Here is a 24,544-nt window from a genome sequence, read left to right on the forward strand (position 1 = left end):
CACCACCGTAGTTTATGCTCATAACGAAACGGAGGATGCCCCATGGTTCGGGCCTTGGCACTTTCTGCCGCCCTGATTGCCGCGACCCCGGTTTTTGCCGAGGATGGTCAAGAAGCGGTCACGACATTTACGCTTGATAACGGAATGGAAGTGGTCGTGGTCGAAGACCACCGTGCGCCTGTCGTGCAGCATATGGTCTGGTATCGGGCGGGGTCGGCGGATGAGCCTGCGGGTGTATCAGGTATCGCGCATTTCTTGGAACATCTGATGTTCAAAGGGACGGACACCCTGAAACAGGGGGAGTTTTCGGCTACGGTCGCAGCCAATGGCGGTGATGATAACGCCTTCACCTCATACGACTACACTGCCTTTTTCCAGCGCGTCGCTGCGGATCGGCTGGAGCTGATGATGCAGATGGAATCCGACCGGATGCGCAATCTGCGCCTGACCGAAAACGACATCACCGCCGAACGCGGCGTGATTTTGGAAGAGCGGAACCAGAGAACCGAAAACAACCCTCGTGCGTTGTTTGGCGAACAGCTGAGCGCGGCACAGTATCTCAACCATGGCTACGGCGTGCCGATCATCGGCTGGATGCATGAGATGGAGGCGTTGGACATGGACGACGCCCTGTCCTTCTACGCGGACCACTACGCACCCAACAACGCCATCCTGGTTGTCACCGGTGATGTGGATCCTGAAGAAGTGCGCGCGTTGGCCGATCAGTATTATGGCGTCATCCCGTCAAATCCCGAGATTGCCGAGCGCGCGCGCCCACAGGAACCACCGCAGACAGCGGAGCGTCGCCTGACCTACAAGGACCCGCGCGTGGCACAACCCTATGTGCATCGCACCTATCTGGCGCCCGAACGCGACCCGGGCAAACAGGAGAAGGCCGCCGCCCTGTTCCTGCTAGCCGAGTTGTTGGGGGGCAGCACCACATCTTATTTGAACGAAGAACTGCAATTCGATCAGCAGATCGCCGTCTATACCGGTGCGTTCTATCGCGGCGTATCGCTGGATGACACGACTTTTGATCTGCTGGTCGTCCCAGCGCAAGGTGTAACGTTGCAAGAGGCCGAAGATGCCATGGATCAGGCCGTAGCAGACTTCATCGCTGAAGGCGTGAACCAAGAGGATATGGACCGGATCAAGATGCAGCTCCGCGCGTCTCAGATCTATGCCCGGGACAATGTGGACGGGATCGGCAACCGCTATGGCCGTGCCTTGGCCAGCGGCCTGACAGTCGAAGACGTACAGGCCTGGCCCGATATCCTGCAGGAGGTCACGGGGGAACAGATCATCGCCACCGCACGCGAGGTCTTGCAGCGCGAGGCCTCGGTGACCGGCTGGCTGATGCGCGACGATGAGGTGACGCAATGAAACGGCTTTTCACAACTCTGATCGCGCTTCTGGTTGCGCTGCCTGCATGGGCCGAAATTGAAATCAAAGAGGTGACTTCGCCCGGCGGTATCACCGCCTGGCTGGTCGAAGACCACGCGATCCCGTTCACCGCGCTGGAACTGAGATTCCGTGGCGGGACATCGCTGGACAATCCGGACAAACGCGGCGCGGTCTACCTGATGAGCGGTTTGATCGAAGAAGGCGCGGGCGACATGGATGCTCGCAGCTATGCTCGTGAACTCGAAGCGCTGGCTGCGTCATTCAGTTACAACGCGAGCGATGACACTGTCTCGATCTCGGCCCGCTTTCTGACCGAGAATCGCGATGAGGTGACGGACCTTCTGCGTACCACGATCCACGAACCCAGGTTTGATGAGGACGCGGTCGAGCGGGTCAAGGCGCAGATCCTGTCCGGGCTCAAATCAGATGCCAACGACCCCAATGATATCGCGGGTCTTAGTTTCTCGTCGATGGCCTATGGCGATCATCCCTATGGGTCTGAAGGCAAAGGTACCATTGATAGCGTATCGGCCCTGACTCGCGATGACGTGGTCGAGGCGTATGACAATGTCTTCGCCAAAGACCGGCTTTATGTCGGTGCGGTGGGCGACATCACGGCCGAAGAACTGGGCGTGCTTCTGGACAAATTGCTGGCTGATCTGCCTGACAGCACAAAGCCAATTCCGGGCAAGGCAGAAGTGTCGATCGAAGGCGGGGTCACCGTTGTCGACTTTGACACGCCGCAATCGGTTGCCTTGTTTGCCCAGAAAGGTATCGACCGGGACGATCCGGATTTCTTCGCGGCCTATATCCTGAACCACATCCTTGGCGGCGGCGGGTTTGAAAGCCGCCTGATGCAGGAGGTGCGCGAAAAGCGCGGCCTGACTTACGGTGTCGGCACCTATCTTGTGCCCAAGGATTTGGCCTCGGTCTATATTGGATCAGTCTCATCCTCCAATGATCGCATCGCCGAAGCGGTTGAGGTTATTCGCGACGAATGGGCACGCGCAGCCAGCGAAGGCGTGACACAGAAAGAACTGGATGATGCCAAGACCTATCTGACGGGGGCGTACCCTTTGCGCTTTGACGGCAATGGTCAGATCGCCGGGATCATGGTTGGAATGCAGATGGAAGGTCTGCCTATCGACTATATTGCAACCCGCAACGATCAGGTGAATGCGGTGACCTTGGAGGATGTGAATCGGGTCGCGAGTGAACTGCTGGACCCAGAAGGTTTGCACTTCACTGTCGTGGGCAAGCCAGTCGGGCTGGACGGATAAAGCTCAGGCCGCAGCCGCCAACATCGTGCGCGCCTTGACCGTGTGATTATTGCTGCTCAGCAGTTTCTGGCGCGCATGCCGGAAATGCGCGGCCTTGAGCGCATCGTCGATCTGGCGGTTGCGCCGCAACACCCGGGCCAGACGCTGGCTGTCAAAGACCAGGCAGACCGTCGGCTCATCGGTGCGCACCGTGGCTGTTGCGGGTAGGCCGATGCCGAAGGTCAACTCTCCCAATATCTGGTCTGGGCCGCATTGATTAATCACCTGACTGTTCTTCAGGATTGTTGTTCGACCTGACAGGACATAAGCGAGAAAGTCACTGGTCATGCCTTCCTCGATCAGGGTGACGCCGGGTTCGTATGTGATCAGCTTTGCGGTATTCAGCAGCTTGCGCGCGTGATGGGGTTTGAGCGTTTCAAGGTAGTTGTCAACAAACTGCTGCTCGGGTTCGGAAAAACGCACCAGATGATGTGAGAGATATCCGCGCAACAGGCCCAGCACCGAGATCAGGATGTAAGCCAACTGGATAATTGATCCTGCCAGATTGAACTCTTCCGCCATGCTGATCAGCACGCAACTTGCCGCAACGATGACCAGAACGGGATACAAAACGCCCGACCCGCGCACGATACCCATCTGCAACAGAAAGTAGTTGAGAATGTATAGCCCGGCACCGAATACGCCGATCATAACGATCAGCTGTGCAATGTCTGTGACGTCCGTCGGCAGTATTAGCATCTTCAGGCCCACCCTTGCGATGTGATAGGCCAAAGGCTGTCTTCAAAACTGGATGCTGTATATGAACAGCTTCACAATCTATTAACGATTATGTCCGTGCTTTTGCCTGCGTGCGCAGCATACCCCCCATCATCTGACCGAATTTGCCCGACCCACGCTGATAGAGTGCACCGTCCACGGCCATTACCGTCCCGCTGATGTAACTGGCCAGGTCCGAGCTGAGGAACAGGCAGGCATTGGCCACATCCTGCGGCTGCCCCCAGCGGCCCAATGGGATGTCCTTGCGTATTTCTTCATGCGCGTCTTCCGAAGGCGTGAGACGTTTGGCGCCCTCGGTGCCTTCAATGAAGCCAGGCACGACCGAGTTCACCCGGATCCCTTCGATCCCCCACTCCATCGAAAGCGTGCGCGTGATTTGGTCGACCCCGGCTTTGGCGGCGCAGACATGGGATTGGCCTTCGTAGGGCAGGTAGGATTGCGGGGCCGAGATGTTGATGATGCTCGCACCGGGACGTTTCAGATAGGGGTAGGCCCCTTTCATTACGTGGATCGTGCCCATCAGGTCGATGTCGATCACGGTTTTGAAGGCGTTGACTGACATCTCAGCCGCCAGCGCCGGAAAGTTGCCCGCCGCGCCGGAAACCAGAACGTCGAATATGCCGAGCGCATCGTGGAACTGTTTCAGGCCTTCTGCAACGGCCTCGGGATCGCGCACATCAAAGGCTGCTCCGATGGCCTGTTCAGCACCCGCCGCTTTTAGCGCCACGACGGTATCATCCACTTTTTCCTGCGACCGGCTGGCCACAGCCAGTTTCGCGCCCGAGGCTGCAAAGGCCTCGGCAATGCCACGATTGATACCGCTGGTCCCACCGATGACGACGACGGTTTTTCCTGAAAAATCCATATGGGCCTCCCATGGTCGGGAGCCCTACTCGCCGTAGGGCACCCAGATGTTTTTGACTTCGGTCGCAGCTTGCAGGAAGCGGCGGGAATGGTCCACGCTCCAATCGATTGCCGTCGCGTTATTGACCCAGGTCCGTTTCAGGTTCCCGGCTGAGACAGCCTCGATCTCTTTTGACAGGTTGGTGGATGAGAACGACCAGACCGCGTCTACGTTCAGATGCGAGGCGAGCGGTTTCGCCAGTTCCGCGTGGCTGCCGGTCAGGATGTTGACCACACCGGCGGGCACGTCCGAGGTTTCGAGGATCTGATAGAAATCCGTCGCCGCCAGCGGGTAGGGCTCAGACGCCGCCAGCACCACCCGGTTGCCCATCGCAATCGCCGGGGCCATGGTCGAGACTAGGCCCAGCAGCGGGGCCTCATCCGTGCAGAGCGCGCCGATCACGCCGACGGGTTCCTTCATTGCGATTGCCACGCCCCGGATCGGGACGCCATGCACCTGACCGTCATATTTGTCGGCCCAGGCCGCCGCGGTGAACAGGCGCTGGATCGAGGTTTCGACCTCTTTCGCGCCGTCTTTTTTGGCGGTCATGGCGTCGATACGGGCGGCAAATTCACCCGCGCGGGCCGAGAGGTTCTCGCCGATATAATAAAGGATCTGCGCCCGCAGATGGCCGGTAGTTTTGGACCAACCTTTCGCCCCCGCCGCAGCCTCAACCGCGTTGCGGACGTCCTTGCGGTTGGCCAAGCCCACATGGCCCAGCAGGCCGGATTTGCCCCAGATTGGTTTTGAATATCCGCTGTCGGGTCGTGCCTGTTTGCCGCCGATATACATCTTGGCGGTGCGGTCGATGGGATCGACCGGAGCCCCTTCGCCCATGGCCGCTTCGACCTTGGCCAGCGGCTTAGCTTTGCCTTTGGGTTTGGTATAGGCCGTCAGCCCCTCCCAGCCACCTTCCCGTCCAAAACCGCTTTCGCGCACGCCGCCAAACCCTGCGGCGGCGTCGAACAGGTTGGTGGCGTTGACCCAGACCACGCCCGCGACCAGCTTGGGCGCGATATCCAGCGCCAGGTTCACATTCTCGGTCCAGACCGTCGCGGCCAGACCGTAACGGGTGTTGTTGGCCAGTTCCACCGCCTCTTCAGGAGTGCGGAAAGTGGACGAGACCAGTACCGGGCCGAAGATTTCCTCCTGCATCAGCGGGTCCGAAGTTTCGAGACCCGAGATCAGTGTCGGAGGGTAGTAGCAGCCGTTTTCCGGTAACTCACAGGCGGCCTGATGCACATGCCCAACCGTGTTGCTATCGACCATGCCCTTGATCGTTCGCAGCTGCACCGGGTCCACCACAGCGCCGACGTCTATGCATTTGTCCAGCGGATCACCGATGCGCAAGCCATCCATCCGGGCGCGCAGCTTGTCGTGAAAGCGGTCGGCGATGCCTTCCTGCACCAACAGGCGCGAACCCGCACAGCAGACCTGACCCTGATTGAACCAGATCGCATCGACCAAACCTTCGATAGCTGAGTCAATATCGGCGTCGTCGAACACGACGTAAGCGGACTTTCCGCCCAGCTCCAAAGTCAGTTCCTTGCCTGATCCAGCGGTTGCTTCGCGGATACGGCGGCCAACCACGGTCGAGCCGGTAAAGGCAACCTTGTCCACATCCGCGTTCACGATCATCTCGCCCACCGCGCCGTCTCCGGTCACGATGTTAACGACGCCCTTCGGCAATCCAGCCTGCGAGCAGATGTCGGCGAACAGCAGCGCGGTCAGCGAGGTATACTCGGCCGGCTTCAGAACCACTGTATTGCCCATCGCCAGCGCAGGCGCGATCTTCCACGCCAGCATCAGCAAAGGGAAGTTCCACGGGATGATCTGGCCGCAAACGCCCAAGGCCTCAGCATCGGGCAGTTCGCTTTCCATCAGCTGCGCCATACCGGCGTGGTAGTAGAAGTGTCGCTGCGCCAGGGGGATGTCGATATCGCGGGACTCGCGGATCGGCTTGCCATTGTCCATGCTCTCCAGCACGGCAAACAGGCGAGAATGCTTCTGCAACAGACGTGCAATAGCATAGAGGTACAGTGCACGACCTGCGCCGCCCAGTTTCTCCCACTTGGGGTGCGCCTTGCGGGCAGCGGCGACGGCAGCGTCCACATCAGCTTGCTTCGCCTGGGTTAGCTTGGCCAGAACCTCTCCGGTCGCGGGGTTGCGGCTGTCGAACCCCTTGCCGGGTTTGGTGAAGGCCCCGTCGATGTAGTGGCCGAACTTGTCGCCCTGATCGACCAGCCAGGCCAGTGCCTCGGCAGCGCTTTCGGGGGCTGGGCCGTAATCCATGGTTTCGAAAATCTCTTTGACTGTCATTGTTTTGTCCTTAGCCCATGGAGTGACGGTAACCGGCGGAATACGCGCCTGTCACATAATGTTCCAACTGCCGCTCGATATCGCCCAGCAGCGATGAGGCGCCAAAGCGGAACAGATCGGGCTCCAGCCAGCGGTCGCCCAGCTCATCCTTGATCAGCGACAGATAGACCAACGCGTCCTTGGCTTTGGAAATCCCGCCCGCAGGCTTGTATCCCACGCGATACCCAGTGCGGTCATAGTAGTCGCGGATCGCGCGGATCATCACCAGAGAAACGGGCAGGGTAGCGTTGACGCTTTCCTTACCGGTTGAGGTTTTGATGAAATCCGCCCCCGCCATCATGCACACCAGCGAAGCACGGGCGACGTTGCGCAGGCTGCCCAGTTCTCCGGTCGCTAGGATCGCCTTCACATGTGCATCTCCACAAGCCACGCGGAACGCCTTCATTTCGTCGTGCAGCGCTTGCCAGTCACCCGACAGTACATGACGGCGCGAGATCACGATGTCGATCTCTTCGGCGCCGGCCTTCACGCTTTCCTCGATCTCGGCCACACGCAAGTGAAACGGGGACAAGCCGGCGGGGAAGCCGGTGGAAACGGCTGCCACTGGAATCCCAGTGCCCTTGAGCGCATCAACCGCAGTTTCGATCATGTCGTGATACACACAAACCGCGCCTGTGGTGATCGCGGGCATATTCAGCGCCTGTAAGGTGGCGGATGCAACCGGTTGGCGTGCCTTGGCGCACAGTCGACGCACCCGTCCCACAGTGTCATCGCCCGACAGGGTGGTCAGGTCGATCATCGTGATCGCCTTCAGCAGCCATGCGGCTTGATAGTCTTTCTTCACCGACCGCCGACCCGGCAGGGTGGCCGCTCGGCGTTCGATCGCAGAGGTGTTTGCCTGCACGGCGCGCACCCAGTCCAGGTCAAGGTCCATACCGGAGTTGCGGGGTTCGGTCACTTGCGGCAGATGCGCGGTGCGCACGGGGCTGTCTGAGCTCTGCGTTTCCATTGTCACGTCCTTTGGGAGGTTTGCGCCAAAATCGCACGGGCTGCGGCTAAATGGAAGGCATCAGAACCGCGCGACACAGAATAATTTGACCATTTGGACAAATAATGCGGAATTTGTTGCGAATAATTCTCAATAGCATTGACTTAGTTGCGAATGGTTCTCATATTCAATCTCAACTGAACTACAGTTCTGAGGTCTGAATATGATTCGTCGTCATTTCCTTGCCGCATTGGCCGTTGCTGCATCGCTTCCGCTCGCCGCATGGGCTGAGGCCCCTCTGAAGGTCGTCGCAACAACCGGCATGATCGCAGATGCGGTGCGTCAGGTTGGCGGGGATCAGGTGGACGTGAAGGGCCTGATGGGGCCGGGCGTTGACCCGCATGCGTATCGCCAGACCCGCAGCGACATCGTTGCCATGACCCGTGCGGATCTGGTTCTGTGGCATGGCCTGTATCTGGAAGCGCAGATGGAGGACTTCTTTGAAAACCTTTCGCGCAAACAGACTGTGGTTGCTGTGGCAGAAAGCATCGATAAATCCAAGCTGCGTGCCCATGACGATTATGCCGACAAATACGACCCGCATATCTGGATGAGCCCAGCCTTGTGGGGCGAGGTTGTGACCGAGATTCAGGCCACACTGACCGCAGCCCGCCCTGAATCGGCAGACCTTTTTGCGGCAAATGCCGAGGCGCATCTGGCTGAGCTGCAAGCGCTGGCAGCTTATGCAGAACAGTCTCTGACGGCTGTACCAGAAGAAAGCCGTGTGTTGCTGACCGCCCATGATGCTTTTGGATATTTCGGGGCGGCCTATGGTTATGAGGTCATGGGCGTTCAGGGGATCTCAACCCAATCCGAAGCCGGCTTGAACCGGATCGGAGAGCTCGTCGATACGTTGGTTGACCGTCAACTGACCGCCGTCTTCGTGGAAAGCTCGGTCTCTGACCGTTCCATGCGCGCACTGATCGAAGGGGCAGCGGCCAAGGGGCACGAGGTTTCAGTTGGGGGCGAGCTGTTTTCGGACGCGATGGGTGTCGATGGTACCTATGAAGGTACGTATGTCGGAATGCTGGACCACAATATCACCGTGATTGCAGGTGCATTGGGTGCCGACGTGCCCGAGCGCGGCCTGAACGGCAAACTGTCGGCGGGGTTTTAAACGATGCTGGAACTGGCCGCTTCACAGGGTGTTTCGATCGAAGATCAGAGCGTTGAATCCAGCCCGTTGGCGGTGCGAGGTCTGACCGTTTCTTATGGTCAGAAACCGGCTGTGTTCTCAGTCGATATGACCGTTCAACCCTGTGCCATGACAGCGATCATTGGTCCGAACGGTGCGGGGAAATCGACCCTTTTGAAAGCGGCGCTTGGGATCGTGAACCCTCTGTCCGGCCGGGTGACCGTGTTCGGGAAATCGCTAGAAGATCAGCGTGCCCGGATCGCCTATGTGCCGCAGCGTGCCAGTGTGGATTGGGATTTCCCGACCCGCGTGATCGACGTGGTCTTGATGGGTCTGTCGTGGCAGCTGGGCCTGTTGGGCCGGGTTCGTGCGCGACACATGGCCCGCGCGATGGATTGCCTGAACCGGGTCGGGATGCGTGATTTCGCAGATCGCCAAATCGGCCAGCTTTCGGGTGGACAACAGCAGCGGGTATTTCTGGCCCGCGCTCTGGCGCAGGATGCCGACCTGTATCTGTTGGACGAACCCTTTGCCGGGGTCGATGCGGCCACTGAAAAGGCCATCATCGCAGTGCTGAAGTCGCTGAAAGAGGCGGGCAAGACCGTGGTCGTCGTGCATCACGATCTGGCAACCGTCACGGATTATTTCGACCATGTCTTCCTGATCAACACCCGTAAGATAGCCGAAGGTTCGGTGCCCGAGGCGTTCACCGCAGAAACTCTGCAATCCGCATACGGTGGGCGTCTGGCTACCGCGCAGATCGATCAGATTTCGCGCGCAGTCGGGTAACACATGCTTTGGGATGCGCTTAGCCTGCAGCTTGGCTATAACGCCACGCTCGTTGCCATTGGTGCGACGTTGCTGGGGGTGTCGGCGGGTGTCACTGGCACCTTTCTTTTTCTGCGCAAACGCGCGCTGGTCAGTGATGCGATCAGCCATGCAACCCTGCCCGGTGTCTGCCTTGCTTTCATGGTGCTGGTCGCGTTCGGTGGAGATGGGCGCAATCTGTTGGGCCTGCTGGCGGGATCGGCGGTTTCGGCCTGGATCGGACTGCTGTGCATGAACTGGCTGACACGCCACACGCGGCTGGCTGAAGACGCTGCGATTGGTGCAGTCCTGTCAGTGTTTTTTGGCTTTGGCATCGTCCTGCTGACTGTCATTCAGACCATGGGTGTGGGTCGTCAGGCGGGGCTCGAAGGTTTCCTGCTGGGCTCCACCGCCGGTATGCTATGGGCGGATGCGATGATCATCGCGATTGGTGGCGCGGCCACCCTGGTACTGGTCATGATCCTGCGTCGCCCGATGACTTTAGTGGCCTTTGATCCGGATTATGCGACGGCCCAAGGCTTTCCAGTGCATCGGATTGATCTGGCGATGATGGGGCTGGTGATGGCCGTCACCGTGGTCGGGCTGAAAATCGTTGGCCTGATCTTGATTGTCGCTTTGCTGATTATCCCGCCCGTCACGGCGCGGTTCTGGTCCGACCGTTCTGATCGGGTTGTGATACTGGCCGGTCTGGCCGGTGGATTGGCAGGCTATATCGGAGCCGCTTTGTCTGCCACTGCGCCGAACCTGCCCACCGGACCGATCATCGTTCTGGTCAGCTTTGGTTTCTTTGTCCTGTCGCTATTCTTTGCCCCGATCCGAGGTGTTCTGGCCGCTGTTCTGCGTCACCTGCGGTTTCAGCGCCGTGTGCATATCCGGCAAGGGCTGCTGGCCTTAGCGCAAGACCAAAAGATATATGAGCCACTAACACTACGCCTGCTGCGCCGTGCCGATCTGGTTCGTTCAGATGGGGTGGCAACCGAGGCCGGAAAGGCTCGTGCGGCCAAGGCGTTGCGAGACGAAAAGCGTTGGGAGGTTGTGCGCGCGGATCAGGCGCATGAGGCGACGGCGGCGCTCTATGACGGGTTGCGAGATATCGAAACCGTGCTAACCCGCGACCAGATCGCCGAGATCGACCGCCAGATCGGTGGCCCTCAGGAGGTTCCGGTATGAGTGGTGAAGAATTCGTTCCCCTTTCCCTGACGCCCTTGCTGATTGGCACCTTTGCCGCCATTGCTTGCGCGCTGCCCGGCAACTTTCTGGTGTTGCGCAAACAGGCTCTGATCGGGGATGCGATCAGCCATGTCGTGTTGCCGGGTATCGTTGTGGCGTTTTTGGTCACCGGTGCAATCTCAACCTGGCCCATGATGCTGGGCGCGGCAGGTGCGGCGATTGTCGCGGTGGTCCTGATCGAGGCCATCCGGCGGTTGGGTCAGATCGAACCCGGTGCGGCGATGGGCGTTGTTTTCACCACCATGTTCGCAGGCGGTGTACTGCTTCTGGAACAGACCGATACCTCGACCGTGCATTTGGACGTGGAACACGCGCTCTATGGCAATCTGGAAAGCCTGATCTGGCTGGATGCGACGGGCTGGTCCTCGCTTTGGGATATCGAGGCGCTGGCCGGTTTGCCGCCTGAACTGCCCCGGATCGCAATTACATTGCTGGGGGTTCTGCTGTTCACCTGGCTATTCTGGCGTCCACTGAAAATCTCAACCTTCGATGAGGGGTTCGCCCGCACCTTGGGGATTCGTACCAATGCGCTTGGGTTGGCACTGGTGGTTGTAGCTGCAATTGCCGCCGTGGCAGCGTTTGATGCGGTCGGTTCTATCATAGTGATCGCCATGTTCATTTGCCCGCCCGCTGCGGCGCGGATGATGACCAACCGGCTTGAGGCTCAGGTCGCCTGGAGCGTTGTGTTCGCCGTGATCTCTGCTGTGTCGGGATATGTGCTGGCCGGTTACGGACCGCTTTGGCTGGGCGCGGCGGATGCGGTCAGCGCGGCCGGTATGATTGCCACAATATCGGGTGTGATTCTGGCTCTGAGTGCGATGTTCGGCCCTTGCCGTGCCAGAGTTGGTGCGCACACGACAGCGTGAATTGGCGCTTTCCTGCCAGTGCTTTCCGCAGGTCATCGGCTGGACTCTGCCCAGATTGTTCGAATGTGACTCTTAATGAGCCTTCTGAAAATGCGCATGGTACCGGTGACGGTAAGATCTCGTTACCTACCACTCACTTCAGAACGTCCGGGTGGTTGAGGACAAGCGGCACCTTATTTGGAACCCGCCCGCAACTGCCCGGACACCCCCTCTCTCAGGTTTAAAATCAAATCGAAACCGATGCCAAAATCGGTGGCGGAATCGTAGTGCCATGTGCTAGTTGTGGTGGTATGGCGCAAGCAAACCCCAATATCAGCGACATTCGCCCGGTTATTCGGCAACTCGACGATGCAGCGATCAATCGGATCGCAGCGGGCGAGGTGGTGGAACGCCCGGCGTCGGCTGTGAAGGAACTGGTTGAGAATGCCATTGATGCTGGCGCCAGCCGGGTGGCCATAGATATCGCGGACGGTGGCAAGACCTTGATCCGGGTCACGGATGATGGCTGCGGTATCTCCGCCCAGGATTTGCCGCTGGCCTTGTCGCGGCATGCGACCTCGAAAATTGACGGGTCGGACCTGCTGAACATCCATACCTTCGGGTTCCGGGGCGAGGCGCTACCCTCGCTCGGCGCTGTAGGGCGTTTGACGATCACCAGCCGAGTGCCCGGTGCCGAGGCCGCGCAAATCCACGTGGCCGGCGGGAAGATGGAGGCGGTCAAACCTGCCGCCCTTCGTGCGGGCACGGTGGTTGAGCTGCGCGATCTGTTCTACGCCACGCCCGCCCGGTTGAAGTTTATGCGCACCGATCGGGCCGAGGGGCAGGCGATCACCGATATAGTGAAACGGCTTGCGATGGCGGAACCTTCGGTGACCTTCACGCTGCGCGATGTCTCGGGGGGTGGTGAGGGGCGAGTGACCTTCCGTGCGGATCGCGAGAATGGTGATCTGTTTGACGCGCTGCACGCCCGTCTGGCCCGGGTGATTGGCCGCGAGTTCGCCGAAAACGCACTGCGTATCGATGCCACACGCGAGGGTATCCGGCTTTATGGCTATGCCGCCCTGCCGACCTATTCCCGAGGCGCGGCGGTGGCACAGTACCTGTTCGTCAATGGCCGCCCGGTCCGGGACAAGATGCTGTCGGGTGCATTGCGCGCGGCCTATTTCGATTTCCTCAGCCGGGATCGCCATCCGGCGGCGGCGTTGTTCATTGATTGTGATCCTATGCTGGTAGATGTGAACGTCCATCCGGCCAAGTCCGAAGTGAGGTTCCGGGATCCGGGCGTTGCGCGCGGGCTGATCGTGTCCAGCCTGCGCTATGCGCTGGCTGAGGCGGGTCATCGGGCGTCCTCGACCGTGGCCAATGCAACGCTTGGGGCGATGCGCCCGGAACCGGCACAGGTAACTCCGGCGCGGGTCTATCAGATGGATCGGCCCTCCCCTGCAGCGCGCCAGGCCGCGTATCGGGCGCAGGCACCGGGTTTTGCCGAACTGGCCAATGACTACAGCGGCAGCATTGTTGCACCGACCCCGATCGAACCGGTCGCCGAAGAACCACCGGCACAGGACCTGCCTTTGGGCGCGGCGCGCGGACAGGTGCACGAGAATTACATCATCGCCCAGACCGCCGATGGCATGGTGATTGTCGACCAGCACGCTGCACATGAACGGCTGGTCTACGAGAAACTCAAGGCACAAATGGCCGAGAACGGCGTCGCCGCGCAGGCCCTGTTGATCCCCGAGATTGTGGAACTGTCCGAGGGCGACTGCGCCCGCCTAATGGCCGTTGCCGATGACCTGTCGCGCTTTGGGTTGACGCTTGAACCGTTCGGTGGCGGGGCCATCGCCGTGCGCGAGACCCCGGCCATTTTGGGTGAGGTCAATGCCCGTGCGATGATCCTGGATATCCTCGACGAACTGGTAGATCAGGGCGAAAGCCAAATGGTACAGGCCAAGATCGAGGCGATCCTGAGCCGCATCGCCTGCCACGGCTCGATCCGCTCGGGTCGCCGGATGCGCGCAGAAGAGATGAACGCCCTGCTGCGCGAGATGGAGGCAACACCCCATTCTGGCCAATGCAACCACGGGCGGCCAACTTACGTGGAATTGAAACTGAGCGATATCGAGCGGCTGTTCGGGCGTAGTTGATTCGATGCTCCGGAATCGTTAACAAGATCGAAACAAAACGAGAACATATTGAATCACATGATCCAGATTGCAGGCGTACAGATCCCAATAAATGACCCGGTTCTTCTGACCGTTGGAGGGGTTATCCTGCTGATCGTGCTGATGTTGTTCCTGTCGCTGCGCGCGGCCAATCGTTCGGCCCGGATGACCGAACCGCTGGCGCGGCAGATGGCGCATCTGGGGCAGCATGTGCAGCAATTGGGGCAGGGGCAGGAACAGTTGCGTGGTGGATTGCAGCATGTCTCGGACACGCAGGCCAATGCGCAGGTGCAGGTGATCCAGACGGTCGAGGCGCGATTGTCCTCGGTCCAGCAGCAAATGAACGATAGGCTGGCCGATAACGCGATGAAATCGGCGCGCGCGTTGGCCGAGATGCAGGAGCGGATGAAGGAAACGCTGCACGGCTCGTCGAAACAGACCGCAACCTCGCTGACCCAATTGCAGGAACGTCTGTCGGCCATCGACAAGGCGCAGGTCAATATCACCAAACTGTCTGGGGATGTACTTTCGCTGCAGGATATCCTGTCGAACAAACAGACGCGCGGCGCGTTTGGTGAAATTCAGTTGAATGACATCGTCTCCAAGGCGCTGCCGTCAGACAGCTTTCAGTTGCAGGCAACGCTGTCGAACGGGCGGCGCGCCGACTGCCTGATCCATCTGCCGAACCCGCCGGGCCCCATCGTGATCGACAGCAAATTCCCGTTGGAAGCCTATGAGGCGCTTATTGGCTCGACCAATGATATGGAGCTGAAAGCGGCGCTGCAGATGTTCCGCAGCACCGTGCGCAAGCATATCAACGACATTGCCGAGAAGTATATTCTGGATGGCGAAACGGCTGATGGCGCGCTGATGTTTCTGCCGTCCGAAGCCGTCTATGCCGAGCTACACGCCAAGTTCCCCGAACTGGTGCAGGAAAGCTTTAACAAACGTGTCTGGATCGTTTCACCCACCACCTGCATGGCGACGCTGAACACCATGCGCGCGATCCTGAAAGATGCCCGCATGCGCGAACAGGCGGGTGCGATCCGTAAGGAACTTGGGGCACTGCACAAGGATGTTGAACGTCTGGGCGATCGGGTGACCAATCTGGATCGTCATTTTGGGCAAGCGGCCAAGGATATCTCGGAGATCAAGATCAGTGCTGACAAGGCTGGGCGCAGGGCGCGCCGACTGGACAATTTCGACTTTGAGGAGTTAGCTCCGGACGACTCGCATGACGTTGTTCCGCTGGCGCGCCAAGAAGGCTAATCCTGCGCCTGAACAGGCGTCGTATGATCAAGGGGCGCACTGGCAGAGATATGGCACAAGACACTCCGCCGTCAGAGATTGCCGAGCTGCTGGGCAAAGCTGAGCAGGATGCCGAACAGATTGTTGGTCTGTTGCGTATGCTGGTGGCCTTTGGCCTGGGCGTGTTCTTTCTCGTCACCGTGCAACCGGTTCAGAATACAGGTCATGCCGTGTTGGAACGGCAATGGGTATCCGCCCTTGGCACCATGTTTGCCTATTTTGCGCTGGGCCTGGTCACATGGACAGTAGCGCGACAACAGCGCTTTGCCGGTTGGATGGCTTGGCCAGTTTCCGCGGCAGATGCGCTTTTTCTGGTTTTCAATGTCTGGGTGGGCATGCGCAATGTTGGCCTGTCAGGGGACGTGATGTTTGTGCTGCCAGCGGTGTGGCTGGTGCCTGTCGTGCTGGCCTTTGGCGTTTTGCGTGGCAACCCCAAGGTCATGGCGCTGCAAGTTGCGCTGCTTGTTCTGGGATTGTTATATCTGATCAGTCAGGATGCGGGGCTTTCGAGGGGGCAAGATGCAAATCCGATCTGGCTGTTTCTCTCGCCGCCACCCAACCTGATCCGCCTGTTCATGATCACACTTGCGGGTGTGGTTCTCATCGTTGCCGCCTATCGCGTAAATGCCCTGCTGTTTCAGTCGGTGACCGAAGCGCAGCGCCGCGCGAACCTGACCCGATACCTGCCTGCGCAAGTGGTCGGAGATCTGGGCGAAAGCGGTTTGTCAGCGCTGAAACAGGGGCGGCGGCAACTGGCCGGAGTGATTTTCATAGACCTGCGCGGCTTCACGACCTTATCGCAAAACTTGCAGCCCGAGCAGGTGTCCGAGCTTATTACTTCTTATCGCAGCCGTGTCTCAAAGGTGGTTCGGAAAGAGAATGGCATCATCGACAAATTCATCGGGGATGCGGTGATGATCGTTTTTGAGGGTGAACGCGCGGCTGAACGGTGTTTGCGATGTGGGCTGGGGTTGTCGCACGAGATGCGCGATTGGACTATCGAGCGCAGGCACGCGGACCTGCCCACGCTGGAAACGGGCATCGGCCTGCATTGGGGTGAGGTTTTTGTTGGTGTGATCGGTGATCAGGAGCGGCTGGAGTATTCGGTGTTTGGTGACACGGTCAACATTGCGGCCCGGTTGGAAAGCCTGACGCGTACAGCAGATATGACCCTGATTATGTCCGCCGCGTTACTCGACGCCGCAAGTGCCTCGGTGTCTGATACCGAACTGATATCGCTGCCCCCGGTAGAGGTACGCGGGCGCAGCGGTGCGTTGGATGTATACGGAATACCCCGGCCGGATTGCAGCGCCTGACTGCACTTCAGATACGCAGGAAAGGCTGGAACAGCCGGGGCATCAGCTTATTGAACTTCAATGGCGCGTCTGTGACGGCCAAGCAGATGCAATCCTCTGACATGTCTGCCACAGGCGTATGCTCCAAATCCTCATCCGCAATCTCGACATCGCCACGGGCAAACCGATCGACCTCATCCGAGAAAGCGCCTTGCAGCACCATGGTCAACTCGGTCCCGTGATGTCCGTGATCCGGCACGGCAACGCCCGCTGGAATGAACAGCAGCCGCGCAGTGGCATCCTTGGACGTGGGTAGGATCGCCTGTTTCACCCCCATACCGATGGATTTCCACTGGATGTCATCCACGGTTCCGCCAACATAGTCCTGCAGTGGAGTCGGCAGAACGGCGCAGCCCGGTTTCGCGGGCTTGGGGGTCGGTGCGCCTTGGGCGATCAAAGCCATGGTGGCCGCAAGTGACGCATCGCTCATGCTAATGCTGTCTGACTGATCCTCAAGCACATGCCCGCCCACGGCGTCAAAGCTTTCAGCACGCGCGCGACAGTGGTCGCATAGCGACAGATGGGTGGCGACCATAAGGTCAAACGCCTCGGGCAGGGTGCCCGCCGCATAAGCCATCAGCAGATCATCCGTCAGGTGATGTTTGATCGGGTTGCTCATATTACTCATCTCAATTCATCGCGTGGCGCAAGCGGTCCAGCGCCAGCCGTATCCGTGATTTGATCGTGCCCAGCGGCAATCCGGTCTGAGATGCAATCTCTCGATGGCTCAGATCTCCGAAGTACGCCTTCTCGATCAGCTGTCTCTGCGCGTCTGGCAACGCCGATAGGGCGGTACGCAGCTGCGCGGTTTCCTGTTGTAACGCAAGGACATCGTCCTGATCAGGCTCGGCCTCGGGTCCCCATCCCAGTTCCTCGGGTTCGGGGCGGCGCTGCTTGCGCAGGACGTCAATGCGTTTGTTCCGAGCAATCGTGAACACCCAGGTGGCCACTGTGGCCCGCGATGGATCGAACAGATGGGCCTTGTGCCACAAGGTTGCCATCACCTCTTGCGCGCATTCTTCGGCCATCGTGGCGTCAGACCCTGACTTCATCAGGAACGCCTTGATACGCGGCGCGAAATGCTGGAACAGCTCGGCAAAAGCCGCTTGGTCCTGCGCATCCCGGATACGCCTGACTTGGTCCACCCACTCGGTCCTGGTGTCGCAACTGCCGTTCGTTCCGTTCACCTGTCTACCCTTGATGCGTTTCTTCGCGCGCCAAGGCTGAGGGGCGGCCTGTTCAGCCGCAGGTTCGTCCAAGGTCACGGTATTGATCTCGGTAAACATAACCACATTACGCGGGTCGGCCCAAGGCGGATCACTTTCCTGAGACAAAATAATCCAATCCGCGCTAGGATTCGTATTAGGTATGTCAGCTCTTTGAGGAAAAGAGCGCTATTTTAACCGTTTACGGGTCAGACAGGAAACGCAACGACATGAAGAAAATCGACCATATCGCAGGCCATACCTATCATGGTCGCAAAGGTACGATTGAAAATGCGTTCCGATATTCGGTTGACTACATCCTGTTTGACCCTGAGGCGCAGTTGATAACACCCCTACTGTTTTCGATGGATCGTGCGAATGTCTTCAACTGGCGGCGTACCGATCACGGAGGCGTGCCAAAGCAAGGTGCCGGTGCAAGCTGGTTGCGCGCCCGTTTTGGTGAATTGGAGGTGCCGCAGCCCGCGCAGATCATGTTGCTGACGCAGCCCCGCGTGTTGGGCCATGTGTTCAACCCTGTCAGCTTTTGGCTTTGCTTTGACACTGACGCGCAGCTGTACGTGGTTGTTGCCGAGGTCACCAATACCTATGGAACCCGTCACAGCTATGTCTGCCATAAGCCGGATTTTTCGCCTATTGGCCCGTCTGACCGTTTGGTGGCGGACAAGCTGATGCATGTGTCTCCGTTCCAGCAGATCGAAGGAAGCTATACGTTCCGGTTTGACTATCGCCCTGATCGCGTGGGCGTCTGGATTGACTACGAACGTAAGGGTGGGGGGCTGATTGCCACTTTGACCGGGCCACGCCAGCCACTGACCAATCGCACGATCCTGTGGTCGTTGCTGCGCCGGCCTTTCGGCGCGCGGCGGACATTTGCCCTGATCGTTTGGCAGGCGCTGAAACTTTGGCTCAAGAAAGCCCGGTTTCGCCCGTTCCGCACCACACCTGTGCCGGATCACCCGGTTTCACGCAGCAGGCATTAAGCGGGTTTTTGTTTGCGTAAGATCAAAGACTCGGGTCTTTGGAACGGGTCTGATGCTCTGAGACCGCGAACAGAAGGAGCTGGAAACATGCTGGAAATCTCAGCAAGAAAAGTCGCCCAGGTCGCAATGATGGGCCGTGAGTTGGAGCGGGCCGAAGGTGAGTTACGCGCCTTTGTCGACCGGATGAGCGAGGATGAGCAGGCCGAGCTGGTCGCTATCATGTGGATTGGGCGCGAGAGCTTCTTCGCCGAGGATCTGGCTGAGGCGATTGCGACCGCAAGGTCCGAGGCCTCAACCCCATGTGCTGACTACCTGATCGGAACGCCGCATCTGTCGGACCATCTGGAGAACGGCTTGGATGCGCTGGGGATTTCGGCCGAGGATGTGGAAAACGATCTGATGTAGGCGTTGCTAAAGTTGGAAACGAGGGGCCAGCCCCTCGGGCTCCCCGAGGTATTTTTGAACAGAAGAAGGATTGGTCGGCCTGCTCCGGCAGGTATTGTCAGACCAAATGATCCACGATCTGCAAATGCTGGGCCAGGGTGTCGATCTCAGCCATCCAGCCCTGCACCAGTTTCGGATCGTTTGGGGCTGCGTGAACGCCAGCCGGTATCGCGCGGTTCAGGACGGCCTCGATGGCCAATGACACCGGGATCGACACCAAGCGGGCCATGGCGGTGCCGCGTTCGTCGCCCCAGGCGTCCATCACATAGGTTTTGTGCCAGACTTCAATGCCGTCTTTCTCAGCTTTCAGGCCGACGCACAGCACTACGCGGTCGGGCTCGCCTTCGTCATAGGCGTTTTCGGCCCAGAACTGGTCCGACATCTCTTTCAGACGCGCGTCACCTTCGGGGCCTGAGAGGGTTTCGATCTCGGTGAATACGTCGGCCCAGGCGTCGGTCCAGCCGTTCAGGCGCAGGGTGCCGCGGACGAACTCTTTGACCGGCCAGTGATCCTCAAACTGGTATTCGGCCATGAAGGGCAGCGAGTCGCGATTTGGGTAGACCTCAAAGCTCTCGGGGGTTGGCAGCGGCGCGATATAGCTGCTGATCGCGTCCCATGGGCGGGCAACGTCCAGTGGGGCGTATTCACGGATCGATTTTGAAGGTGAGCGCAGCGCTTTCAGCACGCCGAGTGGTGACCAGCTGAACTTGTAGCGGAACGGGTTCGGGTTCTTCGGGATACCGCCGCAATAGGAGATGAAGCTGAGGTGGTTTTGCGCATCGAACGCGTCCGAGGCGCGGTAGTCGGCCACCAAAGCATGCGCCATCAGGTGGTCGATGCCCGGGTCCAGCCCGACCTCGTTGACCAGCGCTACACCGGCGTCGCGTGCCTTGTCGTCCAGCGCGCGCATCTCGGGCGCGATGTAGGAGGAGGAGACGAAGTTCGCCTCTTTCGAGATCGCCAGCTCCGCCAGCGGCACGTGCCAGTCGCCCGGCAACATGGACACAATCACGTCGCCCTTCTCAAGCACTGCGCCCAGAGCGTCGATGTCGAAGGCGCGGATGTCATCGGTCAGGTCTCCCACCTCGGCCTTGGCCTTGTCGACAGTCCGGTTCCAGACGGCGACCTTGTGCCCGCCTTCGATCAGGCGGCGCAGGCCGGGAATGGCCGACAGGCCGGTTCCACACCAGTGAATCGTCATCGTTCAGATCCCTTCGATATGCGTTTTGTAAGTCGCTTCTGCCCTACCCCAGACGCCGCTGTCCAGATCGGTCAGCGTCAGCAGGGACGGCACCAGTTGTGCCGCGTAGTCTTGCGAGCTTTCGACCGGCAGCATCGAGGGCAAGTTGTCGATGGCCATCACGTCCATCACCGGGTCTGTGGCCACACGCAGGGCGGGGGTCTCCCACGTGGTGGCGCGGTCATAGACCGGCACCGGGTTATAGTCGCTGTCCGGGTCGCAGGCCACGTCGCCAATGGCGGTCAGGTTGCGCGATGCGGTCAATGCCGCGCGCGGGACAAAGACCGGTGTGCCGGGGCGCGCAAAGATGCAGTTCAGGAACAGGTCGTGATCCAGGATTTCCGGGAATGGTCCTCCGCTGGCGGTTTCCGCCATGTCCCATTTGGTGACACTGACGCCCATCGCTTCGCACAGGTCCGCTGCCCCGGTGCCTACGCGGCCAAGGGCGCCGATGACGATGGCGCGGGGGCGGGTGGCCTCCGTAGCGTCGAGTTCCGCCAGCAATTCGGCATTCAGGGCATCTTTATTGGCATAGACGTCAACGGGCGGGCATTCCTGTCCGCGTTGCTGCGCGACCCATGTTTTCAGCGTGACCGCGGCACCCGCATAGCCAGCCCAATAGCCAAAGGCGGCGACGCGTCGGCCATTTTCGTCGACCAGATATTCCAGATCATAAAGCGTGCCGCCCCCGGCCTTGAATCGCTGCAACAACGCGCGCCCCGAATGCTGACCCTTATAGGCATGGCCGAACATGATGTGGCGATGGGGCAGGGGCGAGCCATCTTCGGGCAATTCCTTGAGGCCAAAGATGATTGCATCCAATGGGGCTTCGGGCCAGGAATTCTCGACCGCGATCTCGCAGCCTGCGTCTTTGTACCCATCAATCGGAATAGCGCGGACCGAGCTGTCTTCGACTGTCACGCGGATACCCGCCGCGATCAGCGTGGCCGCGCCGTCGGGGGTCAGACCGACCCGTTCCTCGTTCGGGCGCTGTTCTGCCCGGACCCACAGATGTGTCATGCAGTTTCCTTTGTTCAGAGCATTCCGGCGGCACGCACGGCCTGAACCGACCCCCGCGCCTCCATGGCTTCGCGGAAAGCGACGATTTTGGGAAAGGCCGAAACATCTACCCCGTCGCCCTCAAGCCAGCTGCACACCACATAAAGGTAGGCATCCGCCAGCGAGACCGCTTCGCCCAGCACAAAAGGCCCGCGCAGCCCGTTGGCTGAGAGGTAGTCACAAGACGCAGTCATTGTCTCCGCGACCTTGGCCGTCATATCCTTCCAGCTGGATTCCTTGTCCGCCCAGCGATGGCCACGCTGCTTGTGCGCGTGGTTCACATGCATGGTTGAGGCGAGGTAGAACATCACCTCGCGCATTCGGGCGGCCATCACCGGATCGGCAGGCACCAACCCGGCATCGGGCGCTTTGGCCGCGATGAATTCCAGCAACGCGCCGGTCTCGGTCAGAATGCCTCCGTCGACCGCCAGCGCAGGAACCCGACCCTTGGGATTGATCTGTTTGTAGGCCGGTTTGGTCTGCTCGCCCCCGGCGAAATCCAGCTTGATAGCCTCATAGTCCAGCCCCGCCTCTTCCAGAGCGATGGCAACGGCAACCGAGATGGTGCGAGGGGCGTAGTAAAGCTGCATAGGGGTCTCCTTACAGATGCGTCTGTGCGAATTGCCGATCGGGCGTTTCCAGATGCGGAACGGCGTTGAACAGAACCGGGCTGAGATGTGCGCCAATCGGGTGCAGACGATGCAGCGACGTGTTCATGATGGCAAGGGCGACGCGGGCCATCGAAGGGATATCCAGACCCATTGCCTGCCGCACCACCATCGAGATCAACCCGCCTGATGTGACAACGATAGCCGGCCCACCTTCGGTCCCGATGTCCCGCAACGCATCGCTGACGCGGGTTTCGAATTGTTCAAAGGTCTCGGGCGCGTTCTCGATCTCGCCATTGGCCCAGGCGGCAAACGTCTTGGGCAAATGTTCTACAAAGCCTTCGCGATCTGTGGGGATGGCAACGCCGTGTTGCTCCTCGAACAATTGCGCGAGGGTGAAGTATTCGATCTCATTCAATCGCGGGTCACGGATCGGGTCGGCTAGCTCCATGCTCGCCGCTGTTTCGGCGTGCCGGGTCAGCGTGCCGCAATAGACGCGGGGATAATGGCTGCGCGTGTCGCGCAGATGCGCACCCAGCCAACGGGCCTGCTTATGCCCCAAATCGCTCAGCTTGTCATAGTTTGCCTCGTCGCGCGCCGCCGTGTTGGCCTGCCCGTGCCGCACCAATGTAATATGTGACATGTCGGTCCCTCTTATGCGGATGTCTTAGGGCAGGTTCCGGGCCGGGGCCAGAGGGGTTTCCTTCTGGTGGCAAAAAATCCTTACAGCTTTTTGTGTTCTGGCTATGGTTGCCGCGACTATGCGTCTGGAGGACCTATGAGCATCGATCCAAATCGTTTTCTGGCCGATCTGCACAAGCTGCGCGAATTCGGGGCGTCGGGTGTTGGCAAAGGTGTCGTGCGTCCGGCCTATTCCCCAGCAGACATTGCCGCACGGCAATGGCTGGCGGGCCGTATGACCGAAGCGGGGCTGGAGCCGCATTTTGATCCGGTTGGGAACCTGTTTGGACTTGCCCCAGGCACGTCCTTGCTGATGGGATCACATTCCGACAGCCAGCCAGAAGGCGGCTGGCTGGACGGGGCGCTGGGCGTGATTGCCGCGCTCGAGATTGCACGGGCCAGCGATCAACCGATCTCGGTTGTCAGTTTTCAAGATGAAGAGGGTCGCTTTGGCGTGACCACTGGATCGGCGGTTTGGTCAGGTGGGCTGCCGCTGGAACAGGCCGATCAGCTGACCGACGGCTCTGGAGTTCCCTTTGGCGCGGCCCGATCTGCGATGGCTGACCTGACACAAGGCTTTGTCGAACCATCCCGGTTCCGCGGTTTCATCGAGATGCATATCGAACAAGGCCCCGCGCTGGACGCAGCGGGGCAGCAAATCGGCGTTGTCACCGATATTGTCGGAATCCGGGATATGTCGATCACGTTTGAGGGGCAACAGAACCATGCGGGTACCACGCCGATGCATTTGCGGCGCGATGCGTTTCAGGCCTTGTCTTTGTTTAACGCGCGATTGAATGACCGCTTCCGTAACGTGGTGGCCCCTCAGACCGTATGGACCATCGGTCGCGTCGAATTGCATCCCAATGCATCCTCCATCGTGCCGGGGCGTGTACGGTTCTCGATGCAATGGCGCGATGGCGATGGGGACCGGCTGATCCGCATGGAGGAGATCATTCGATCCACCGCGCAGCAGGTCGCCGACGAGCTTGGCATGACCCTCAGTTACGGCCCAATGCTGGGGCTGGAGCCGGTGGCCATGGACTCGACCCTGCGCGCGGCGCTGGAGCGTGGTGCGCAACAGGTCTCGCCCGACAACTGGCGCGGAATGCCATCGGGTGCGCTGCATGACGCCACCAATGTCGCCCGCCTGATGCCAGTTGCGATGCTATTTGTGCCCTCGATCAATGGAATCAGCCATGATTTCGCCGAGGATACGGCCGAGGATGACCTAGTCGCTGGTCTTTGCGTGTTGGAACATGCTGTAAGAGCCTTGGCTGGGTGATCCGTATGAAAGACATGGAATATCCAGACTTCTCAGCGTATTGACCCCAGGGTAAGTCCCTTTGGCGGGGTTCGCGCCTTTGATTAATTTCGGTGAAGCGCAGGGTCTATTGCAACGAGTGTTGCCTAACGGAAAAAAGTTTCCTATAGGAACATTATTGATGCATACGCCCGTATACAGGTTTGCCGCAGCAAAGCCCCGCAGTTAGAATCCGGGGCTGAATCGTTGCAAATTTTGCTGCTTGCGGCAGACTGATGCGCATGCGTTGCGACCATTAGAGACGAAAGGCAGTACCCGCCATGACTTCCCCGAAACGCACTCCCTTGTACTCTCTTCATGTTGAGTTGGGTGGAAAGATGGTTGATTTTGCGGGATGGGAGATGCCTGTTCAGTATCCGTTGG

General features: G+C 59.5%; 22 protein-coding genes. 12 read left to right on the forward strand and 10 right to left on the reverse strand.

Translation table 11 applies throughout. The features are described 5' to 3' along the window. Positions 1 to 42 precede the first annotated feature (42 nt). Together ACR0JE_RS07520 and ACR0JE_RS07525 are read left to right on the forward strand one after the other, a co-directional pair. Positions 43 to 1,383 carry a M16 family metallopeptidase gene (locus ACR0JE_RS07520; protein ID WP_480863712.1) on the forward strand — a complete coding sequence of 447 codons (1,341 nt, stop codon included), beginning with the start codon at positions 43 to 45 and terminating at the stop codon, positions 1,381 to 1,383. Next, a complete protein-coding gene (locus ACR0JE_RS07525) occupies positions 1,380 to 2,684 on the forward strand; it encodes a M16 family metallopeptidase (protein ID WP_480863713.1) in 1,305 nt (434 codons plus the stop codon). Before ACR0JE_RS07520 ends, ACR0JE_RS07525 begins: the two co-directional genes overlap by 4 nt. Before the next feature lie 3 nt (positions 2,685 to 2,687). On the opposite strand, the gene ACR0JE_RS07530 is transcribed toward ACR0JE_RS07525, so the two are convergent. From ACR0JE_RS07530 to deoC, 4 genes are all read right to left on the reverse strand, one after another. Beyond that, entirely contained in the window at positions 2,688 to 3,422 is a 735-nt protein-coding gene (locus tag ACR0JE_RS07530) for a Crp/Fnr family transcriptional regulator (RefSeq protein WP_480543306.1), read from the reverse strand. Between the two features lie 88 nt (positions 3,423 to 3,510). Then, the gene (locus ACR0JE_RS07535; RefSeq protein WP_480863715.1) at positions 3,511 to 4,326 is read right to left on the reverse strand and encodes an SDR family oxidoreductase; all 816 of its coding nucleotides are present in this window, start codon (positions 4,324 to 4,326) and stop codon (positions 3,511 to 3,513) included. A 24-nt stretch (positions 4,327 to 4,350) separates the two neighbouring features. Then, the gene (locus tag ACR0JE_RS07540) at positions 4,351 to 6,684 is read right to left on the reverse strand and encodes an aldehyde dehydrogenase family protein (RefSeq protein WP_480863716.1); all 2,334 of its coding nucleotides are present in this window, start codon (positions 6,682 to 6,684) and stop codon (positions 4,351 to 4,353) included. 10 nt (positions 6,685 to 6,694) lie between these two features. Then, positions 6,695 to 7,693 carry a deoxyribose-phosphate aldolase gene (gene deoC, locus ACR0JE_RS07545; RefSeq protein WP_480863717.1) on the reverse strand — a complete coding sequence of 333 codons (999 nt, stop codon included), beginning with the start codon at positions 7,691 to 7,693 and terminating at the stop codon, positions 6,695 to 6,697. A gap of 202 nt (positions 7,694 to 7,895) precedes the next feature. Here deoC and ACR0JE_RS07550 point away from each other — a divergent pair, with 202 nt between their 5' ends. The 7 genes from ACR0JE_RS07550 to ACR0JE_RS07580 all read left to right on the forward strand — a co-directional run bounded on the left by ACR0JE_RS07550 (position 7,896) and on the right by ACR0JE_RS07580 (position 16,580). After that, a complete protein-coding gene (locus ACR0JE_RS07550; protein WP_480863718.1) occupies positions 7,896 to 8,849 on the forward strand; it encodes a metal ABC transporter solute-binding protein, Zn/Mn family in 954 nt (317 codons plus the stop codon). Positions 8,850 to 8,852: 3 nt separating this feature from the next. Then, complete coding sequence (locus ACR0JE_RS07555; protein ID WP_480863719.1) at positions 8,853 to 9,656, forward strand: metal ABC transporter ATP-binding protein; 804 nt, start codon at positions 8,853 to 8,855, stop codon at positions 9,654 to 9,656. 3 nt (positions 9,657 to 9,659) lie between these two features. Further along, the gene (locus ACR0JE_RS07560) at positions 9,660 to 10,865 is read left to right on the forward strand and encodes a metal ABC transporter permease (protein ID WP_480863720.1); all 1,206 of its coding nucleotides are present in this window, start codon (positions 9,660 to 9,662) and stop codon (positions 10,863 to 10,865) included. Beyond that, a complete protein-coding gene (locus tag ACR0JE_RS07565) occupies positions 10,862 to 11,791 on the forward strand; it encodes a metal ABC transporter permease (protein ID WP_480863721.1) in 930 nt (309 codons plus the stop codon). The genes ACR0JE_RS07560 and ACR0JE_RS07565 overlap by 4 nt, the downstream gene beginning before the upstream one ends. A 290-nt stretch (positions 11,792 to 12,081) precedes the next feature. Further along, positions 12,082 to 13,938 carry a DNA mismatch repair endonuclease MutL gene (gene mutL, locus ACR0JE_RS07570; RefSeq protein ID WP_480863722.1) on the forward strand — a complete coding sequence of 619 codons (1,857 nt, stop codon included), beginning with the start codon at positions 12,082 to 12,084 and terminating at the stop codon, positions 13,936 to 13,938. A gap of 57 nt (positions 13,939 to 13,995) precedes the next feature. Beyond that, positions 13,996 to 15,225 (forward strand): DNA recombination protein RmuC, encoded by a 1,230-nt coding sequence (locus tag ACR0JE_RS07575; protein WP_480863723.1) that lies wholly within the window; start codon positions 13,996 to 13,998, stop codon positions 15,223 to 15,225. A 50-nt stretch (positions 15,226 to 15,275) separates the two neighbouring features. Continuing rightward, positions 15,276 to 16,580 carry an adenylate/guanylate cyclase domain-containing protein gene (locus ACR0JE_RS07580; RefSeq protein ID WP_480863724.1) on the forward strand — a complete coding sequence of 435 codons (1,305 nt, stop codon included), beginning with the start codon at positions 15,276 to 15,278 and terminating at the stop codon, positions 16,578 to 16,580. 7 nt (positions 16,581 to 16,587) lie between these two features. On the opposite strand, the gene ACR0JE_RS07585 is transcribed toward ACR0JE_RS07580, so the two are convergent. Together ACR0JE_RS07585 and ACR0JE_RS07590 are read right to left on the reverse strand one after the other, a co-directional pair. Continuing rightward, positions 16,588 to 17,238: a ChrR family anti-sigma-E factor gene (locus ACR0JE_RS07585; RefSeq protein WP_480551147.1), complete on the reverse strand. Its 651-nt coding sequence runs from the start codon at positions 17,236 to 17,238 to the stop codon at positions 16,588 to 16,590. 10 nt (positions 17,239 to 17,248) lie between these two features. Next, positions 17,249 to 17,905 (reverse strand): sigma-70 family RNA polymerase sigma factor, encoded by a 657-nt coding sequence (locus ACR0JE_RS07590; RefSeq protein WP_353009261.1) that lies wholly within the window; start codon positions 17,903 to 17,905, stop codon positions 17,249 to 17,251. Between the two features lie 149 nt (positions 17,906 to 18,054). Here ACR0JE_RS07590 and ACR0JE_RS07595 point away from each other — a divergent pair, with 149 nt between their 5' ends. Then, positions 18,055 to 18,825 carry a DUF1365 domain-containing protein gene (locus ACR0JE_RS07595; protein ID WP_480863726.1) on the forward strand — a complete coding sequence of 257 codons (771 nt, stop codon included), beginning with the start codon at positions 18,055 to 18,057 and terminating at the stop codon, positions 18,823 to 18,825. A gap of 87 nt (positions 18,826 to 18,912) precedes the next feature. Continuing rightward, on the forward strand, positions 18,913 to 19,230 hold the full coding sequence (locus ACR0JE_RS07600) for a DUF3775 domain-containing protein (RefSeq protein WP_170533669.1): 318 nt from the start codon (positions 18,913 to 18,915) through the stop codon (positions 19,228 to 19,230). A gap of 97 nt (positions 19,231 to 19,327) precedes the next feature. On the opposite strand, the gene ACR0JE_RS07605 is transcribed toward ACR0JE_RS07600, so the two are convergent. The 4 genes from ACR0JE_RS07605 to ACR0JE_RS07620 are packed head-to-tail and all read right to left on the reverse strand — an operon-like array spanning position 19,328 to position 22,819. Further along, entirely contained in the window at positions 19,328 to 20,470 is a 1,143-nt protein-coding gene (locus ACR0JE_RS07605) for a saccharopine dehydrogenase family protein (protein WP_480863727.1), read from the reverse strand. A gap of 3 nt (positions 20,471 to 20,473) precedes the next feature. Further along, positions 20,474 to 21,529: a saccharopine dehydrogenase gene (locus ACR0JE_RS07610; RefSeq protein WP_480863728.1), complete on the reverse strand. Its 1,056-nt coding sequence runs from the start codon at positions 21,527 to 21,529 to the stop codon at positions 20,474 to 20,476. A 14-nt stretch (positions 21,530 to 21,543) separates the two neighbouring features. Continuing rightward, complete coding sequence (locus tag ACR0JE_RS07615) at positions 21,544 to 22,158, reverse strand: glutathione S-transferase family protein (protein WP_480863729.1); 615 nt, start codon at positions 22,156 to 22,158, stop codon at positions 21,544 to 21,546. A gap of 10 nt (positions 22,159 to 22,168) precedes the next feature. Beyond that, a complete protein-coding gene (locus ACR0JE_RS07620; RefSeq protein ID WP_480543278.1) occupies positions 22,169 to 22,819 on the reverse strand; it encodes a histidine phosphatase family protein in 651 nt (216 codons plus the stop codon). 135 nt (positions 22,820 to 22,954) lie between these two features. Between ACR0JE_RS07620 and ACR0JE_RS07625 the strand changes: the two genes are divergently transcribed. Then, the gene (locus ACR0JE_RS07625; protein WP_480863730.1) at positions 22,955 to 24,142 is read left to right on the forward strand and encodes a Zn-dependent hydrolase; all 1,188 of its coding nucleotides are present in this window, start codon (positions 22,955 to 22,957) and stop codon (positions 24,140 to 24,142) included. Positions 24,143 to 24,544: the final 402 nt, after the last annotated feature.

The sequence above is a fragment of the Ruegeria sp. H3 genome, from assembly GCF_056533095.1.